Below are 16,814 nucleotides of genomic sequence, written 5' to 3' on the forward strand. Positions count from 1 at the left end.
AATGAGCGAAGAGAAAATGACAGCATCACTTAGCATTGATGCAAAATATGTTGAAGAAGAGGTAAGCAGAATAGTCAAGGCGGCTATCGTTTCCGCCCTTGGAAATCGAGATGAAATCATCAGAAAAGCTATTGACAGAACGATAGACACCTATGTTGACAGAGACGGAAACCCTTGCAGAAAGGATAATTATAGAGCAAGACCGTATCTCGATTACCTTGCAGAAAAGACGGTAGAGACCGTAGTGAGAGAAGCAATGGCTGAAATGGTCGAAGAGAATAAAGAGGAGTTCAAAGCCGAAATTAAAAAGGCTATCGGAAAACGAAAATGGAAAGAGGATATGGCACAGACTTTTGTTCAGATGATAATTGATGACGCAAAGTCTGATTGGAAGATGCCTGTAACCGTATCAATCGAAAAACCGAAAGAATATTAGGAGGCAGTTTTATGGCTTATTCAAACGAATATAGAGACAGCGTATATCGTCGCTGCATCTCAGAATATGGAACTCAGCCACAGGTAGATATGTGCATCGAAGAGATGTCTGAACTGACAAAGGCTCTCTTGAAATGGAGAAGAAAATTTGCTCTTGTAAGAGGAGAAAATGTAAATCCCGTATCCGGAGATACAGATTTGACCAAAGCGAGAGAGGACATTATTGACGAACTGGCAGATGTCAGAATCATGTGCAGACAGATGGAATTGATGTTCCAAGCAGAAGATGAGGTATCCAACCGGATTGATTTCAAGGTTGGTAGACAGGTAAAAAGGCTTGATGAGAGGAGTGGTTCAAAAAATGAGTGAGAATCCGGCTAATGGAATTAAGGATGTGATGTGGTCGTTTTTGATGGATAAGGGTCAGAAAGAGAATATCCCGGAACTGAAAGCATCTGTATATCGGCTCATTCAGATGACTACGCAAAAGACGGCAGGACAGAGAGACAAAGCGACACATATCCCTTGGGAGACTTTGGATATGGAGATTATGAGAATTGTCATCGAAGCCACTGCGTTAGTATTATCCGGCAGGCTCGATGAATTGGAAAAGGAGGAATAGAATTGGCAGTTATAGTAAGAAACATTATGAAAGCAAATGCAAGGGCGAGTTACTCCATGAGAACTATGAAAGGGAAAAGCCTACTCCAATGGGCGATTCTGTGGTTCAAGATGAGCAATGATGCTTTTTATGAATTGTACGGTTTCAATTTCAACCCTCACGATTATCCGTATCTGTACGAGATTGCAAGAGATGAAGTATATGGGGGAAAATGAAGATGAGAGACATACTTTTTAGAGCGAAAGGCATTGATGACGATGACAAGGATAGGTGGTATGAGGGATTTTATATAGCCTTGAATGATACAACATATTGCATTAAGGAAGATTATGAGAACCATCCGGGCAACACGAAGCATTACATGATTTTCGACCAAATGACCGATTGGGGATTGCCGAACAGGCATCTTCAAGCAAGAATAAATCCGGATACATTATGCCAATTCACAGGAATTGTTGCAAAGGATGGCAGGAGAATTTACGAGGGCGATATAGTCTACATGAGATGCGATGGTCTCAGTGGATACGGAACTGTTGAATTTGACGAAGGAAAGTTCTATATCAACGACACTAAGCGTAGGAGACATTATTTCCTTGACAATCATTCTAAGTACAGAATAGATGGAAATATTTATGACCGCAAGGAGGAACAGAATGGGAAAGATTAAAGGGTTTATCCTCAACAGGAAGCAGTACGACAAAATCCGCAAAATGGACCATTGTCAGATGACGATGTGGGCGGAGTCGGTTTATAAGTCCGGATATAAAGATGGCAAGGAGGCGGCAGAAGCAGACTCCCTCACGATAGACCAAGTAAGAGAGTGCCTGCTCACTCTCAAGGGATTTGGCGAAAAGAGAGTGTCCGCCATCTGCGATGAATTACAGAGAAAAATGAGCCACACTTCCGATTGACTACGGAGATATGGCTGTGTTATCATTGATAACTGATGGAATGTAAATTACAAAACAGGAAAAGTGAGGCGAACTCGAAACATGAGGGATCCTATTTTGAGACCAAAATAAAGATGGGAGTGGATAGAAAAATGGATGAGAAAACAGGAACGTTAAGAAAGCAGCGCGGGCGTACCAGTGTGGTGTTTGAAAATCCGCCGCTGATCATGGCGGCTGCGTCGACGGTGGGAAAGAAGGAAGGAGACGGGCCTCTTGGCGTTTTTTTTGACCGGGTGGAGCTGGATCCCATGCTGGGAAAGAAAAACTGGGAGGAGGCGGAGAGTGAGCTTCAGAGCAGGACTGCAGGTCTTGTGATCGAGAAGAGCGGGCTTTCGAAGGAAGAAATCAGGTATTCGTTTGCGGGGGATCTTCTGGCACAGCTCATCGCCACTTCTTTTGGAAATATAAATCTGGAGATCCCAATGTTCGGGCTTTACGGAGCATGCTCCACCATGGGGGAAGGTCTGGGGCTGGGCGCCATGTGCGTGGAGGGTGGATTTGCGGATCATGTTCTTGTAGGCGCTTCCAGCCATTTCGCTTCGGCGGAGAAGCAGTTCCGTTTTCCGTTGGAATATGGGAATCAGAGGCCGTATTCGGCTACATGGACGGTGACTGGGTGCGGAGCGGTGATCGTGTCCTCCGGGGATTGCCGGGGGAAGGAAGCGCCGCTTGCGAAGATCACGGCGGTGACGACGGGAAAAATTGTGGATATGGATTTTCATGACTCCATGAATATGGGGGCTGCGATGGCGATGGCGGCGCTTGATACGATCCTGCAAAATTTCAGGGATCTCGGGGTGGACGAGACACATTATGATAAGATCATCACCGGGGATCTGGGGACAGTGGGACGGAGACTTCTGCTGGATTATCTTATGAAGGCAGGATACCGGATCGAGAGCAGATATATGGACTGCGGGATCGAAATGTTTTCGCCGGAGGAGCAGGATACCCATGCCGGGGGAAGCGGATGTGGGTGTTCAGCGGCGGTGCTTTGCGGGTTTGTTTTGCCGAAGATCAGGAATGGGGAGTGGAAAAGGGTGCTGTTTCTGCCGACGGGGGCTCTGCTTTCTACGGTGAGCTTTAATGAGGGGAAGAGTGTGCCGGGGATCGCGCATGGGGTGGTGCTGGAGACGCCGGATTTTCTGTAAGAACTTAGCCGGGGATTTTCGAAGGAGGAACAATCTGTTGGAAAAATGTTAAGGGAAGACGGACGTGGATCATACAGAGTGTGAAAATATAAATCTTAGGAATGAGAAGTGGAGTGAGTGTGGCTATGGAATATATCAGAGCTTTTCTTGTGGGTGGTCTGATCTGCATGCTGGTGCAGATCCTGATGGATAAGACAAAGATGATGCCGGGGAGGATCATGGTGCTGTTAGTGGTCAGCGGGAGTGTCCTTGGATTTTTGGGAGTGTATGAGCCGTTTGCCGAGTGGGCCGGGGCAGGAGCGACTGTGCCGCTGCTTGGATTTGGAAATACACTTTGGAAAGGGGTTGTGAAGGCGATGTCGGAGGATGGAGTGCTTGGAATCTTTAAAGGGGGATTTACAGCCAGTGCTGTGGGGATCAGTGGGGCGTTGGTGTTTGGATATCTGGGTGCGATTATCTTCAGGCCGGGGATGAAGGAGTGACAGGAGTACGCGGGGGTGAGGCTTCGGGCGCGCGACCGTGCCCGAAGCCTCACCCCCGCTGTGCACTGGCATGCCTGGGTTGGCTGTTTTTGTCCCGGAGGGACAAAAAGGCGCGGGAGTTTGTGGAAGAGTAAAAAATATTTGGAATTTTTTAAACGGCATTGTTATGGTGAGAATTTATATGTAAAAACATTATTTGAAAAATAGGGATGATTAAATTTGAAGGGTGTAAAAAAACATGCTGATTCGGTGCAGATTGATACGATTATTTGTAAGGTGATGGAACAGGAAGACGAGAGGCAACGAGATAGACAGTATGACGGGGCTTGTGGAGTGGCATTAAGGCAAGGATAGATTGAGAATAATCGTAGAATGTGGTAAAATAGTTATGTGTATTAGGGTCTATAACGTAAGTTATGATTTCCGCTTAGGAGATAACGTAATTAACAATTGTTCCTTGAATGGAAAAGTGTAATGATTTGTAAAGGAGATAGGGACTTTTGTGGCAAAGGTAAGTGATGTCCTGAAGCTCTCGGTTATGCGGGGTGTCCGCGTGGTGGCGGGGGAAGAGGGACTTTTTAGGAAAGTGGAGCATGTGACGGTGATGGAGGTCCCGGAGATCAAGAGGTGGCTCAAGGGAAATGATTTTCTGATCACGAGTTTTTATTCGGTGCGGAAGAGTGAGGAGGATCAGTGTGCCTTGATCCGGGATCTGGCGGATACGTGCTGCTGTATTGCGGTGAAGACGGGGCAGTATGTGAAGACTGTCGCGGAGAGTGTGAAGAGAGCGGCGGATGAGGTGGGACTGCCGGTTTTGGAGATTCCGGGGGAGCTGGCTTATATTGATATTATTGTGAATGTGATGAATCTGATCTTTGAGGAGGAGGGAAACTCGGAGATTCTGGAGAAGTATGTGAAGGATATTCTTTACGAGAATTACAGTGATGAGATCCTGATGGAGGAACGGGGACGGCTTTTTGGGATGGACGTGGAGCATGACTGGTTTTCGGCGGTGGTGATCAATTTCAGAAAGCGGTATGTGCCGGATGAGCAGGATTGGAAGGGGATCAGGTTTCTGGGGCGGACTTTGTTGGAGAGGATGAGAGAGACTGCTGGGATCAGGGAGCGTGTGATGGTTCCGTTGGAGAAGGGGTATCTGATTCTGACTGAGGGAGAGGATGAGTGCAGACTTCGGGAGACGCTTGTGGATTTTTTTGAAGAGGAGAGAATATGTTCTCTGTGGAATGCGGGAACGGATAAGTTTGTCTGTTCTGTCGGTCCGGTCCGGACTGGACTAGCCGGGATTCGCGATACATACAGTGATGCGTTTAAGGCAATTAGGGTCATGAGAAAGCTTCAGCCTGAGAATTGTGTCTGCGTATATGAAAAGGTTGAGATGTACTGTGTGTTGCAGGATCTTTTTTCAGCGGGGGAAAGGGATGTATTTGAGAGGATTTTGGCGCCGGTGGAGAGTCGGGAGTTTTTAGAGACTCTGTGGACGTATTTTATGTGTTCGGGGAGTCTGGATGAGACGGCTGGGGTGCTGCATACGCATAGGAATACGGTGAAGTATCGGCTGGGGAGGATTCAGGCGGTTACGGGGTTGGATATTAAAAGGCCGGAGGATGGTTTTAAGTTGTATATGGGAGTTTTGGCTTGGCGGATGAAGGAGTGACGAGGGGTACGCGGGGGTGAGGCTTCAGGCGCATCCGTGCCCGAAGCCTCACCCCCGCTGTGTACTGGCATGCCAGGGAGAATGTTTTTGTCCGTACGTACAAAAAGGCGCGTTTCAGTTTGGCTGGGAGAACATATAATTCTGAGTTCTTATGGATTATAATGGTATTGTCAGAATTATTTCTTGTTGCGAAATAGAGATAAAGTAAATATGCAATGAAGATGAGATAGATCGGAAAATACTTAGGGGAATTCAGGAGGTACTGGTTATGGAGCGTCGGATCGAGGATGTTCAGTATTGTGAAAGGTTATTTCAGAGTTTTTATGATATCGGAAGTACGTCGCAGGGCGGCGTGACGCGGCTGGGGTATTCGGAAACGGAGGACGCGATGCATGAGGTCTTTAAGGGGCTTGGAAGGGAGCTCGGGGCTTCTGTGATTACAGACGAGGTTGGGAATACTTATGTGACGAATACAGACGAGGACGGGTATACGCTGATCGGGTCGCATCTGGATTCTGTGATCGAGGGTGGACGGTATGATGGTGTGGCTGGCGTGATGGCCGGGCTTATGGTGATGCGCTGGGCGAAGGAGGATGGAATCAGGATCCCGCTTCGGGTCGGGGCGTTCCGGTGTGAGGAGTCCAGTAATTTTGGGTGCTGTACGATCGGTAGTGGACTGATCACGCATGAGGTCTATAAGCAGGATATCGGACATCTGATGTCGAAGGACGGGGAGTCTTTGGAGAGTATTTTTGAGCACCGGGGGTTGACGCTTCATCCGAAGAAGATATCGGGACTTCGGAGATATCTGGAGTTACATATTGAGCAGGGAAAGGTGCTTGAGGAATGTAAGACGCAGGTCGGTATTGTCGGGACGATCGCGGGGCCGGTGAGGTACCGGGTGTATCTTCGTGGTATGGCGGAGCATTCTGGCGCTACGCCGATGGATATGAGGAGTGACGCGCTCTGTGCGGCTGCGGAGATCATTCTGGAGATGGAGAAGATCGGAAAGTGGGAATCTGCGTACGAGTCGGTGGCGACGGTGGGCGTGGTTCAGAACCATCCGAATGTTCTGAATGTCATCCCGGGACGGGTGGAGCTCGGTGTGGACATGCGTGGCATTGATCAGGACAGTCTGGACCGTATGGAGCGGGCGTTTAAGGCCGCGGTGCGGGAGAGCTGCAAGAGGCGCGGCGTTGAGTATGTGGCGGAGAAAATCAACAGCATTCCTCCGATCAGTATGAGTGAGTCAGTGGAAGACGGTCTGGAGCAGGCGGCGAAGCGGCTTGGAATCTCCAGCCGGAGAATGCCGAGCGGTGCGGGGCATGATGCCATGTCTTTTGCGGAGATTTGTGATTCCGGTATGGTATTTATTCCGTGCCGGGGCGGTGTGTCACACAATCCGTCGGAGCATGCGGAGATTACGAGTATCTGTGATGGGGCGCGGGTGATGTATGAGTATTTAAAGGGAGAGACGGCGAAATAATCGGCGGGAATATTTTTTGAAAAGACTATAAATTTAATGATATGCTGTCTGGCTGGGAGATTCAGCGGGCAGCATATTTTTATGGGCGGGTAAAGCGGTTATAGATTTTTCTGGATGATAATGTTATAATATTTTCATTATGACAATAAAGCACGGGAATGAGGAGAAAACAGCTATGTATATCACATGCCTTGACTTAGAGGGAGTTTTAGTGCCGGAGATCTGGATCGCGTTTGCGGAGGCCAGCGGGATCCCGGAGCTTAAGAGGACGACGAGGGACGAGCCGGATTATGATAAGCTGATGCGCTGGAGAATCGGGATCCTGAAGGAACATGGACTGGGGCTGAAGGAGATTCAGGAGACCATCGAGAAGATCGATCCGCTTCCGGGCGCGAAGGAGTTCCTGGATAAGCTTCGTGAGCTTGGTCAGGTCATCATTATCAGTGATACGTTTACGCAGTTTGCGAAGCCCCTGATGAAGAAGCTTGGCTGGCCGACGATCTTCTGCAATTCCCTGGAGGTCGCTCCGGACGGGGAGATCACGGGATTTAAGATGCGGATCGAGAAGTCCAAGTATACGACGGTGAAGGCACTTCAGTCCATCGGCTTTGAGACGATCGCCAGCGGGGACAGCTACAATGATCTCGGAATGATCGAGGCGAGCAAGGCGGGATTCCTGTTCCGCAGCACGGAGCAGATCAAGAAGGACCATCCAGGGATCACAGCGTTCGAGACGTATGATGAGCTCTTTGAGGCGATCAAAAAGGCGATGGAAGAATAGCAGGAATCTTATGGAAAAGATTCCGCACAAAAAAGACATTTAAGAACACAGCCGGACTGCAGTTTGTTATGGATGCGGAGATGGAACGTCAGCTCTGTTTCAAGGGGCAGCGGCTGTGCTTTTCTATTTGAATGAATGTACGGTCTGCTGAGAGATGCTGGATCTGTTTGAACGGTGTATTAGTCTAACAGGGTAGAAAGTACAGGAGTTCTGGTTAAAAGAAAGGACTGCTGAATCAAAAATGGAGAAATCCTACGAGAAAGTCATTGAATATGTAAAACATGGAATCGGAAGCGGGGAGATCCAGGCGGGTGAGAAGCTTCTCCCGGAGCGGGAACTTGCCCAGAAGCTGGAGATCAGCCGGAATTCCGCGAGAGAGGGACTCCGGATCCTGGAAAACATGGGAGTTCTGGAGAGCCAGCAAGGCGCGGGAAACTATGTCTCCGGAAATTTTGACGAGATTCTGGCGGAGATGTTGTCGTTCATGTATATTTTAAAGAAGATCGACGTGGATAAGATCACGGAATTCCGTTCTACCCTGGAGTGGGGGGCCATTGAGACAGGGGTGAAACAGGCGACGGAGGAGCAGCGCCAGAAGATGATGTCCTATCTCGACAATTTGGAGCGGGCGGAGACGGAGGAGGAGCGTGTCCGCTGGGATAAGGCGATCCACTACCTTCTCATCGAGGCATCCGGAAACTTCTGTATGCTGGCAAACTATAAGGCCCTCAACAAGATCATGGACGAGTATATCCCGAAGATGCGTGGAAAGATCATCGAGGGCATGCACAGCGAGCAGTTCTTAAGCCGCGCCCACAGGACACTGGCAGAAGGTTTCGCGGAGGGAAATATCGAGAAGGCGAGAGAGGGACTGAAGCTGCATTTCCACTATATTTACCAGTACTTATAAAAATTATGGCAGAGTTCCGACTGATTATTCCGATAAGCCAGTGCTTTGAGAGTCAGGGAAAAGAGCGGGAACCATGACTATGATATAATTCTAACAATCCTGACAAAAATCAGACAATCTGTGCGAAATTTGCGCAAAGAAAAACAAAAAGTCTTGACAAAAATCCGGGACAGCGATATCCTTGTATTGGAAAAAATACACTGCTTATTGATAGCAGTTATTTTTTAGAACGAATTGGTTCTACCAATAAAGAGAAAACAATCAACATTGTGCGCAATAAACAAACAAATGTGCATGGTGTTTAAAATATATCATAATTGGTACTACCAATATAAAAGAGAATCAATTGCATTACACAAAACCGCACATGTGTCATATGGGTGGCGGCAATATATGAGAAGAGGAGAAAGCAAACATGGCAAAGAAGTATAATGAGGTAACGCCTGAGATCCTGGAACAGTTCAAAGCGATCGTTCCGGGAAAAGTATACGCAGGCGAAGAGATCAACAGTGACTATTTCCACGACGAGATGCCGATCTACGGAAAGGGCGCGCCGGAGGTCGTGATCGAGGCGACAACCACAGAGGACATCGCGGCTATCGTGAAGGTCTGTTATGAGAACTCCCTCCCGGTGATTCCGAGAGGAGCAGGAACCGGTCTTACCGGCGCGGCAGTAGCTGTAGATGGCGGGGTCATGATTGACATGAGCAAGATGAATAAGATCCTTGGCTATGATCTCGAGAACTTCGTAGTCCGCGTGGAGCCGGGCGTTCTGTTAAATGACCTCGCTGAGGATGCACAGAAGCAGGGTCTCTTATATCCGCCGGATCCGGGTGAAAAGTTTGCGACTCTCGGCGGAAATGTTTCCACGAACGCGGGCGGCATGCGCGCCGTCAAATATGGATGCACAAGAGATTATGTGCGCGCCATGACCGTTGTCCTTCCGACCGGTGAGATCGTAAAGCTGGGCGCTACCGTCTCAAAAACAAGCACCGGCTACAGCCTGTTAAACTTAATGATCGGTTCCGAGGGAACCTTAGGTATCATCACAGAGCTCACCTTAAAGCTCATCCCGGCACCGAAAGAGACCATCAGCCTGATCATCCCGTATGAGAACCTGGAAGACTGTATTGCGACGGTTCCGAAATTCTTCATGAACCACTTCCAGCCGCAGGCACTGGAATTCATGGAGAAAGAGATCGTTCTCGCTTCCGAGCGCTACCTTGGAAAGAGCGTATTCCCGAAGCAGGTCGAGGGTGTTGACATCGGCGCTTACCTTCTTGTGACATTCGACGGCGACAACATGGAACAGCTGGAGGAGCTCACAGAGCAGGCGGCTGAGGTTGTTCTCGACGCGGGCGCTGTGGATGTTCTCGTTGCTGATACCCCGGCGAAGAAGAAAGACGCATGGGCAGCGAGAAGCTCCTTCCTTGAGGCCATCGAGGCGGAGACAAAGCTTCTCGATGAGTGCGACGTCGTCGTTCCGGTCAACCAGATCGCGAAATACCTGACATACGTCAAGGGAGCGTCCGAGAAATATGACTTCGAGGTCAAGAGCTTCGGACATGCGGGCGATGGAAACTTACATATCTATACATGCGCGAACGACATGGATGAGGAGACATTCAAGAAACAGGTTTCCGAGTTCATGGCAGACATCTACAGGAAGGCAGCAGAGCTGGGCGGTCTGATCTCCGGTGAGCACGGAATCGGCTTTGGAAAGAAAGGCTATCTTGCAGAGTTCGCAGGTCCGGTGAACATGCGCCTGATGCGCGGCATCAAGGAGACCTTCGACCCGAAGATGATCTTAAACCCGGGCAAGATCTGCTATGATCCGAAGGAAGTGGCGTAAAGTATTCTGTTTAGCCCCGGCAGCAGTCCTTTTCCTCCCCGTGAGACGGCTGCCGTACACCAATATATTTATTGACACTGTCTGCCGGCCGGCAATCTCCCCCGTGAACCGGCCGGCGCAAATAAAAAAGAAAGGAAAGCTGCTGTCCGGCAAGCCCGCATATTTTCCAGGGCGGCCGCAGAAGACATAGCAGCAAAGGAATTTCATTATGGCATACTTAATTTCTGAAGAGGCGCAGGATCTCCTGCAGGACGTTAAAAATTTCTGTGACAAAGAAGTTGCAGAGCAGTGCAAGGAATACGATGTTTCCGGCGAATGGCCGAAGGCAATTTATGATAAAGCGGTCGAGCAGGGCTATCAGGCTCTCGAGGTTCCGGAAGAGTTCGGCGGCCCGGGGCTTTCCCGTGTGGATGTAGCCGCCCTTATCGAGCAGATGGCGATCGCGGACGCAGGCTTTGCCACAACGATCTCCGCCAGTGGGCTCGGCATGAAGCCGGTCCTCATCGCGGGCAGCGACGAGCAGAAGCAGCATGTCTGCGATCTGATCCTCGACGGAGGCTTCGGTGCGTTCTGTCTGACAGAGCCGGGTGCAGGCTCCGATGCCAGCGCAGGCAAGACCACAGCGGTGAAAGATGGAGATGAGTATGTATTAAACGGCAGAAAATGCTTCATCACGAACGGCGGTGTCGCTTCCTTCTACTGCGTGACAGCCATGACCGATAAATCCAAAGGGGTAAAGGGAATCTCCATGTTCCTGGTAGATGCCGGAACTCCTGGTCTCTCCACAGGACATGAGGAGAACAAGATGGGTATCCGTACCTCCAATACCTGTGACGTTGTATTCGAGGACTGCAGGATCCCGGCAGCGAACCTCATCGGAGAGGAAGGAAAGGGCTTCGGAATCGCCATGAAGACTCTCGACCAGGCCCGCGCATGGATGGGCTGCGTTGCCACAGGTATCGCCCAGAGAGGCATCAACGAGGCAGTCGCATACGGCAAGGAGAGGATCCAGTTCGGCAAACCGATCATCAAGAACCAGGCATTACAGTTCAAGGTAGCCGACATGGAGATCAAGACAGAGACGGCCCGTCAGATGGTTGCCCATGCTTTAACAAAGATGGATATGGGACTTCCGTACACGAAGGAATCCGCTATCGCGAAATGCTATGCGTCCGATATCGCAATGGAGGTTGCTTCTGAGGCGATCCAGATGTTCGGCGGTTACGGCTACAGCAGAGAGTACCCGGTTGAGAAGCTTCTTAGAGATGCGAAGATCTTCCAGATCTTTGAGGGAACCAATGAGGTACAGAGAATTGTTGTGGCAAACAACGTGATAGGAAAGTAAAAGCAATTTGCGCGTAAAGGCAAATGAATGGCGGAGAAACGGCTGTGAAAGCCGCAAAATTTCGAGATATTACACCGGTCCGGCAGTATCCGTGAAGAACTGGTTCTGCCGGAACCGGACGAATTTTGGAGGAAAACATGGAAATTTTAGTATGTGTAAAACAGGTTCCGGACGATTCCGTTGAGATCTCCCTGGATCCGAAGACAGGGGCACCGGCTCTTGACGGTGTGACACCGGTAGTAAACGCATTTGATACATATGCGCTGGAGATGGCAGTCCGCTTAAAAGAGGCGGCAGGAGGAGAGGTGACCGTTCTTTCCATCGGCGATGAGAGCGTTAAGAACTCCTTAAAGAACTGCCTGGCAGTGGGCGCTGACTACGCGTACCTTGCGGCAAATGACGCTTACCAGAGCGCTGATCCGGAGATCATCGCAAAGGAACTGAAGGCTGCGAAGGAAGCCATCGAGGAGAGGACAGGAAAGAAATTTGACATCGTGTTCTGCGGCAAAGAGACCACAGATTTCGCTTCCGGACAGGTGGGAACGATCCTGGCGAAGGAGCTTTCCGCTCCGGTAACAGCAGATGTCGTTGATATCACAGCAGGAGAGGGAAAAGTGACAGTAAAGCAGGAGACGGAGGAAGGTTACTGCATGATCGAGTCAGGGCTTCCGTGCGTTGTGGCTGTCAATAAGCCGGAGTATGACCCGCGCTATCCGACGATCAAGAGCAAGATGGCAGCGAGAAAGAAACCGATCGAGGAGCTCGCTGCAGAAGAGGCAGGAGCTGCACAGGTCGAGGTCCTCAGGGTCTACGCACCGGCAAAGAGAGCCGCAGGTGTGAAGATCAAGGCAGAAGATCCGGCGGAGGCGGTAAGCCAGGCGCTCGCCATGATGAGCGAAGCAAAAGCAATCTGATGAATGCTGGATCGGCAGAACCGGCTTTGGCCCGCACAAAACGTGAATGTCAGCCGGAATTAAGCATGGAAGGAAATTGAGACGATGAAATATACAGATGGAAAGAATATCATGGTCTACGCCCAGAGCGCAGACGGTGCACCGGTCGGTGCAGCACTTGAGACAGTCAGCAAGGCCGCAGAGCTTGCAAAGGCAAACGGCGAGGAAGTGATCGCTGTTGTATTTGGAAAGGACACTGATACAAAGACCGTGATCACAGCAGGAGCTTCCAAGGTCCTCGTGGCAGGTGAGGAAGGACTTCCGGCTGAGGAGAAGGCACAGATCCTCGTAAAACTTGCGGAGAAATATCAGCCGAAGGCAGTCTATATGGCAGGAACCCCGGAGGGAAAGATGATCGCCCCGGCAGTCTCCGCAGTCTTTGAGTCCGGCTGTGTGACAGATGTGACAGGGATCACTGCAGACGGCGTTTACACATCCCTTTCTTACAACGGAAATGTACTGAATGACATGAAGATGGGAGAGAACCTTCCGCATGTTGCGACCGTACGTTCCGGTTCCTTCGCAAAAAAATTAGACGAGAGCAGAACCGGCGAAGTCATCGCTGAGGATGCCTCCGCAGACACAGTCCGCACAAAGGTCGTTGAGACAGTAAAAGAGATCGCAGAGACCGTCAACCTCGAGGAAGCACAGATCATCGTATCCGGCGGAAGAGGAATGGGCAGCAAGGAGAATTTTGCCCTTGTGGAAGAACTCGCGGAGGTTATGGGAGGCGTTGTGGGAGCCACCAGACCTGCAATCGAGGAAGGCTGGGTATCCAGAGCCCACCAGGTCGGGCAGTCCGGCAAGATCGTCGCTCCGAAGCTCTACATCGCATGTGGAATCTCCGGCGCCACCCAGCATGTATCCGGCATGATCGGTTCCGGCTATATCGTAGCCATCAATAAGGATGAGGATGCGTCCATCTTTGATGTGGCAGATGCGGGAATCGTCGGGGATGTCACAAAGATCCTTCCGGTGATGATCGAAGAGATGAAGAAAAGAAAAGCGGAATAAAGGTCGTATTTACAAAAGCCATGATGTAAATAGAGAGAGTCCCCCGGTATTAAAGCTGGGGGATTTTTCAGCAGTATAACTTTCTGAGCGGTGCTTTGCAGCTTACTACTATTTGCGAATCAACAGAGAATTTTATCGACTATAAATTCGCCGCAGGCAGTGTCTGGAATCTTATAAAATTCGTAACTGTTCAGTACCTTCACAGTTACATGCAAAAATCCATTCCAAATCGGCTACGCCGATGGGATTTTTGCCTTTTAGCCTAGGTTTTCTTACGGTCAGCGCAGCAAGTGCGCAGACCTACTGAACAGTTACTAAAATTCTATAACAATACGCCAGATAGAATTCAATCTATCCGGCGTATTGCTTTACTTAGGATTAATTATATCCAGGTCCCACAGGAATATATACCTGGTCAAGCGGCGATTTCGGCGCTGCTTTTGTGGTCTCAGGAACAGTTTCCGGAACAGTCTCGACCTTTGTGGAACCCATGTTCTCAGTGCCTTCTTCGCTCGGAAGAACAACGGAGGTCGAGCTGTGGATCGTGCAGGTTCCCGGAGAACGGTATTTAGAATCATCCGTTCCGCCGGATTCGCCGTCCGGGATCACCATGAAGGTCCTTGTAGTCTTCGCAGGGCAGTATTCCGTTGCAAGTCCGCCGGACTCGCTGCACACGGTCAGCTGTACATGATGGTCGCAGACCTCTGTTGGAACAGTTCCCTTTGCGAAGTACTCGGTGTAAACGGCGTTTCCTCTTGGATCATTCTCGCAGACACCGGGGATCGCAAGCTTTCCGGATTTCCGGCAGATCTGGGCAGTTGTGACGGAGGACGGAACCGGGAAACCGGTGTCCGCAAGCCCCTCATGGATCTTTGTCATGATTGCTTTCCAGATCTTCTTGTGGTAGGAAGTACTGCTTCCGATGGCTGAGATCTTCTGGTTATCGTCACATCCGGACCAGATTCCCGCCGTGTAGTACGGGGTAAATCCGACAAACCAGATATCGTTATTGTTTGTTGTGGTACCGGACTTACCGGCGTTGGACATTCCCGGAATATTTGCCACGGCACTTGTGGAGTTCAAGCTGACTCCGGAGGACGCGAACATGCGGCTGCTCTCCATGGACTGGGCCATCGCGTCCGTGAGAAGGAATGCGGTGGAGTCCTTAAGTACACGCTTTGTCTCCGGCACATTCTCCAGGAGCACTTTTCCGTTGTGGTCCAGGATCTGGGTGAAGAATACCGGTTTCGTGTAGATACCGCCGTTTGCGATGGCCGCAAAGGCATTGGTGAGCTCCAGGTTTGAAACGCCCTTTGTGATACCGCCGAGAGCGGTGGAAGCGTTGTAGTCCGTATCTGTTAAGGAAGTGATCCCTAAGTTTCTCGCGTATTCCACGCCGAGCTGCGGTGTCACAGTCTCGATCATGCAGCGGACGGCAACAATGTTCATGGAGTAGACGATACCGTCACGGATCGTGCTGTAGCCCATGTAGCCCTTGCTGCTGTACCAGTTCCGGAACGTCTTTGTGCCCATGGTGTACGGGCCGTCGTAGTAGACACTTCCCAGGGTAGCGCCGCAGGTATCGATCGCCGGGGCGAAGGATGTGATGACCTTGAAGGTGGAACCAGGCTGGCGCAGGGTGTTTGTGGCACGGTTTAAGGAACGGCTGACCTCTTTCTGGCCGCGGCCGCCGCTGAGCGCCTTCACATAGCCGCTGGACTGGTCGATGAGGACGAAGGACGCCTGAGGCTGAAGTACATAGTGGACAGATTCGCCGAGAACCGTATCCCCGTCTTTTGTCACTGCAGCTTTGTATTTCGCGATGGCCTTATCCGCCTTCTCCTTTGAGGAGAAGAGACCGTCGAAGTTTGTCTCGCCGAGTTCCTTGCGGAAGTATGTTTTTAATGTCTCATCGGAATAGTTCGTTGTTGTCTGGTCCGGATGCTGGATCGACAGACGGTAGTCGATCGAGTAGTAGACAACGTCGTAGTTTTCCGGTCTGCTGATCTCTTCATCCACCACGGACTGGATATCCGGATCCTGGGTGGTGTGGATCTCAAGACCGCCGGAGAAGAGGAGATTGTAGGCCTGCGTCTCCGTGTAGCCTTTCTTGTCCTGCAGGGCTTTTAATACCTGATCGATCAGCTCGTCGGTAAAGTAGGAGTACGGCGTCTGGGTCTCTTTTGTGACGATATCCACGTTTTTGATCCGGGAGTAAACGTCATCAGCGAGAGCCTCTTCCTGATCGTCCTTCGAGATCATTCCCTGCTCGTACATATATTGGAGGATCACGCGGCGCTTTTCTTCGTTGCGTTTTCTTCCGTTCTCGGAGAGCGGGTTGAATCTCGACGGGTTCTGGGTGATTCCGGCGATGACGGTCGCTTCGGAGAGTGTAAGGTCCGAAACATCCTTATCAAAGTAACGGAGAGCCGCCGCCTTTACGCCCAGAGTGTTGTTTCCGAGGTTGATGGTATTTAAGTAGTTTTTGAGGATGATCTTTTTATCCATGATCTTCTCTAACTGGATCGCCAGATACTGCTCCTGGATCTTTCGCTCAAGCTTCTCCCCGAAGGTGTCCTCATTGCCGCCTTCAAAGATATTGTTTTTAATGAGCTGCTGGGTCAGGGTACTTCCGCCGCCGGCACTGGAGTCACCGGTAATGATTCCGACGGCCGCACGGACCATGGAACGGACATCAACGCCTTTGTGGGACCAGAACCTGGAATCCTCAATCGCGACGAAAGCGTCGATCAGGCACTGGGGAAGTTCCTCGTAGGATGCCTCAAGACGGTTCGCTCCTGATTTTACGAGCGTTTCCGTGAGGTTTCCCTTACTGTCATAGACCATGGTGGCATAACCGCTTGGCTCGATGCTCGCTACATCGATCTCCGGGGCTGCGTCGATAACGCCCTTGAAGATTCCGTAGCCGAAACTGATTCCAAGCACCGCTGCAAACAGAACCAGGATCAGGATGATCTTTGTGAGAAGAAGCACCAGATGTGAGGTGATCTTCTGTGATCTGGAATTTGTCTTGCGGAGTGTCTTTTCCACCTCGTTTTTTCCATAATTCATTCAGGATGCCTCCTTTATCATTCCCTAATTATAGCAAAGTTTCATTCATTTATAAATAGTTATTGTGGAAAAGTTTGGTTTGTATT

Annotated in this window: 17 protein-coding genes; 16 read left to right on the plus strand and 1 reads right to left on the minus strand. The window is 50.3% G+C overall.

Going from position 1 to position 16,814, the window contains the following annotated elements; genetic code table 11:
- Position 1: 1 nt before the first annotated feature.
- From DW826_RS12505 to DW826_RS12580, 16 genes are all read left to right on the plus strand, one after another.
- Positions 2–436, plus strand: coding sequence for a hypothetical protein (locus tag DW826_RS12505; RefSeq protein ID WP_117552885.1), 435 nt, complete (start codon positions 2–4; stop codon positions 434–436).
- Positions 437–447: 11 nt separating this feature from the next.
- Entirely contained in the window at positions 448–804 is a 357-nt protein-coding gene (locus tag DW826_RS12510; RefSeq protein ID WP_117552886.1) for a hypothetical protein, read from the plus strand.
- Positions 797–1,057, plus strand: coding sequence for a hypothetical protein (locus DW826_RS12515; protein WP_117552887.1), 261 nt, complete (start codon positions 797–799; stop codon positions 1,055–1,057). The genes DW826_RS12510 and DW826_RS12515 overlap by 8 nt, the downstream gene beginning before the upstream one ends.
- A gap of 2 nt (positions 1,058–1,059) precedes the next feature.
- Positions 1,060–1,272, plus strand: a complete 213-nt coding sequence (locus DW826_RS12520) for a hypothetical protein (RefSeq protein ID WP_117552888.1) — start codon at positions 1,060–1,062, stop codon at positions 1,270–1,272.
- A gap of 2 nt (positions 1,273–1,274) precedes the next feature.
- Positions 1,275–1,724, plus strand: a complete 450-nt coding sequence (locus DW826_RS12525) for a YopX family protein (RefSeq protein WP_181968064.1) — start codon at positions 1,275–1,277, stop codon at positions 1,722–1,724.
- The gene (locus DW826_RS12530; RefSeq protein WP_117552890.1) at positions 1,711–1,968 is read left to right on the plus strand and encodes a hypothetical protein; all 258 of its coding nucleotides are present in this window, start codon (positions 1,711–1,713) and stop codon (positions 1,966–1,968) included. The genes DW826_RS12525 and DW826_RS12530 overlap by 14 nt, the downstream gene beginning before the upstream one ends.
- Before the next feature lie 131 nt (positions 1,969–2,099).
- Positions 2,100–3,158: a stage V sporulation protein AD gene (locus DW826_RS12535; RefSeq protein ID WP_117552905.1), complete on the plus strand. Its 1,059-nt coding sequence runs from the start codon at positions 2,100–2,102 to the stop codon at positions 3,156–3,158.
- 125 nt (positions 3,159–3,283) lie between these two features.
- Complete coding sequence (gene spoVAE, locus DW826_RS12540; protein ID WP_117552891.1) at positions 3,284–3,640, plus strand: stage V sporulation protein AE; 357 nt, start codon at positions 3,284–3,286, stop codon at positions 3,638–3,640.
- A gap of 502 nt (positions 3,641–4,142) precedes the next feature.
- The gene (locus tag DW826_RS12545) at positions 4,143–5,315 is read left to right on the plus strand and encodes a PucR family transcriptional regulator ligand-binding domain-containing protein (RefSeq protein WP_117552892.1); all 1,173 of its coding nucleotides are present in this window, start codon (positions 4,143–4,145) and stop codon (positions 5,313–5,315) included.
- Between the two features lie 268 nt (positions 5,316–5,583).
- Positions 5,584–6,801 carry a hydantoinase/carbamoylase family amidase gene (locus DW826_RS12550; protein WP_117552893.1) on the plus strand — a complete coding sequence of 406 codons (1,218 nt, stop codon included), beginning with the start codon at positions 5,584–5,586 and terminating at the stop codon, positions 6,799–6,801.
- Positions 6,802–6,976: 175 nt separating this feature from the next.
- Positions 6,977–7,582 carry a bifunctional phosphoserine phosphatase/homoserine phosphotransferase ThrH gene (gene thrH, locus DW826_RS12555; protein ID WP_117552894.1) on the plus strand — a complete coding sequence of 202 codons (606 nt, stop codon included), beginning with the start codon at positions 6,977–6,979 and terminating at the stop codon, positions 7,580–7,582.
- A 241-nt stretch (positions 7,583–7,823) separates the two neighbouring features.
- Entirely contained in the window at positions 7,824–8,492 is a 669-nt protein-coding gene (locus tag DW826_RS12560) for a GntR family transcriptional regulator (RefSeq protein ID WP_117484045.1), read from the plus strand.
- A gap of 415 nt (positions 8,493–8,907) precedes the next feature.
- On the plus strand, positions 8,908–10,344 hold the full coding sequence (locus tag DW826_RS12565; protein WP_117552895.1) for an FAD-binding oxidoreductase: 1,437 nt from the start codon (positions 8,908–8,910) through the stop codon (positions 10,342–10,344).
- A gap of 208 nt (positions 10,345–10,552) precedes the next feature.
- On the plus strand, positions 10,553–11,689 hold the full coding sequence (locus tag DW826_RS12570) for an acyl-CoA dehydrogenase family protein (RefSeq protein ID WP_015554780.1): 1,137 nt from the start codon (positions 10,553–10,555) through the stop codon (positions 11,687–11,689).
- A 137-nt stretch (positions 11,690–11,826) separates the two neighbouring features.
- Complete coding sequence (locus tag DW826_RS12575; RefSeq protein ID WP_117502934.1) at positions 11,827–12,603, plus strand: electron transfer flavoprotein subunit beta/FixA family protein; 777 nt, start codon at positions 11,827–11,829, stop codon at positions 12,601–12,603.
- 84 nt (positions 12,604–12,687) lie between these two features.
- Positions 12,688–13,656, plus strand: coding sequence for an electron transfer flavoprotein subunit alpha/FixB family protein (locus DW826_RS12580; RefSeq protein ID WP_117552896.1), 969 nt, complete (start codon positions 12,688–12,690; stop codon positions 13,654–13,656).
- A 378-nt stretch (positions 13,657–14,034) separates the two neighbouring features.
- Here DW826_RS12580 and DW826_RS12585 read toward each other — a convergent pair whose 3' ends face one another.
- Positions 14,035–16,728 (minus strand): transglycosylase domain-containing protein, encoded by a 2,694-nt coding sequence (locus DW826_RS12585; protein WP_117552897.1) that lies wholly within the window; start codon positions 16,726–16,728, stop codon positions 14,035–14,037.
- Between the last annotated feature and the right edge of the window lie 86 nt (positions 16,729–16,814).

This window comes from Clostridium sp. AM34-11AC (genome assembly GCF_003435375.1).
Taxonomy (GTDB): domain Bacteria; phylum Bacillota; class Clostridia; order Lachnospirales; family Lachnospiraceae; genus Pilosibacter; species Pilosibacter fragilis.

Excerpts from the sequence above, each read along its gene's own strand:
- DW826_RS12585 (WP_117552897.1), bottom strand. The coding sequence starts at position 16,728 with ATGAATTATGGAAAAAACGAGGTGGAAAAGACACTCCGCAAGACAAAT.
- thrH (WP_117552894.1), top strand. The coding sequence starts at position 6,977 with ATGTATATCACATGCCTTGACTTAGAGGGAGTTTTAGTGCCGGAGATC.
- DW826_RS12535 (WP_117552905.1), top strand. The coding sequence starts at position 2,100 with ATGGATGAGAAAACAGGAACGTTAAGAAAGCAGCGCGGGCGTACCAGT.
- DW826_RS12515 (WP_117552887.1), top strand. The coding sequence starts at position 797 with ATGAGTGAGAATCCGGCTAATGGAATTAAGGATGTGATGTGGTCGTTT.
- DW826_RS12550 (WP_117552893.1), top strand. The coding sequence starts at position 5,584 with ATGGAGCGTCGGATCGAGGATGTTCAGTATTGTGAAAGGTTATTTCAG.
- DW826_RS12530 (WP_117552890.1), top strand. The coding sequence starts at position 1,711 with ATGGGAAAGATTAAAGGGTTTATCCTCAACAGGAAGCAGTACGACAAA.
- DW826_RS12560 (WP_117484045.1), top strand. The coding sequence starts at position 7,824 with ATGGAGAAATCCTACGAGAAAGTCATTGAATATGTAAAACATGGAATC.
- DW826_RS12570 (WP_015554780.1), top strand. The coding sequence starts at position 10,553 with ATGGCATACTTAATTTCTGAAGAGGCGCAGGATCTCCTGCAGGACGTT.
- DW826_RS12525 (WP_181968064.1), top strand. The coding sequence starts at position 1,275 with ATGAGAGACATACTTTTTAGAGCGAAAGGCATTGATGACGATGACAAG.
- DW826_RS12565 (WP_117552895.1), top strand. The coding sequence starts at position 8,908 with ATGGCAAAGAAGTATAATGAGGTAACGCCTGAGATCCTGGAACAGTTC.
- DW826_RS12505 (WP_117552885.1), top strand. The coding sequence starts at position 2 with ATGAGCGAAGAGAAAATGACAGCATCACTTAGCATTGATGCAAAATAT.
- DW826_RS12510 (WP_117552886.1), top strand. The coding sequence starts at position 448 with ATGGCTTATTCAAACGAATATAGAGACAGCGTATATCGTCGCTGCATC.
- spoVAE (WP_117552891.1), top strand. The coding sequence starts at position 3,284 with ATGGAATATATCAGAGCTTTTCTTGTGGGTGGTCTGATCTGCATGCTG.
- DW826_RS12580 (WP_117552896.1), top strand. The coding sequence starts at position 12,688 with ATGAAATATACAGATGGAAAGAATATCATGGTCTACGCCCAGAGCGCA.
- DW826_RS12575 (WP_117502934.1), top strand. The coding sequence starts at position 11,827 with ATGGAAATTTTAGTATGTGTAAAACAGGTTCCGGACGATTCCGTTGAG.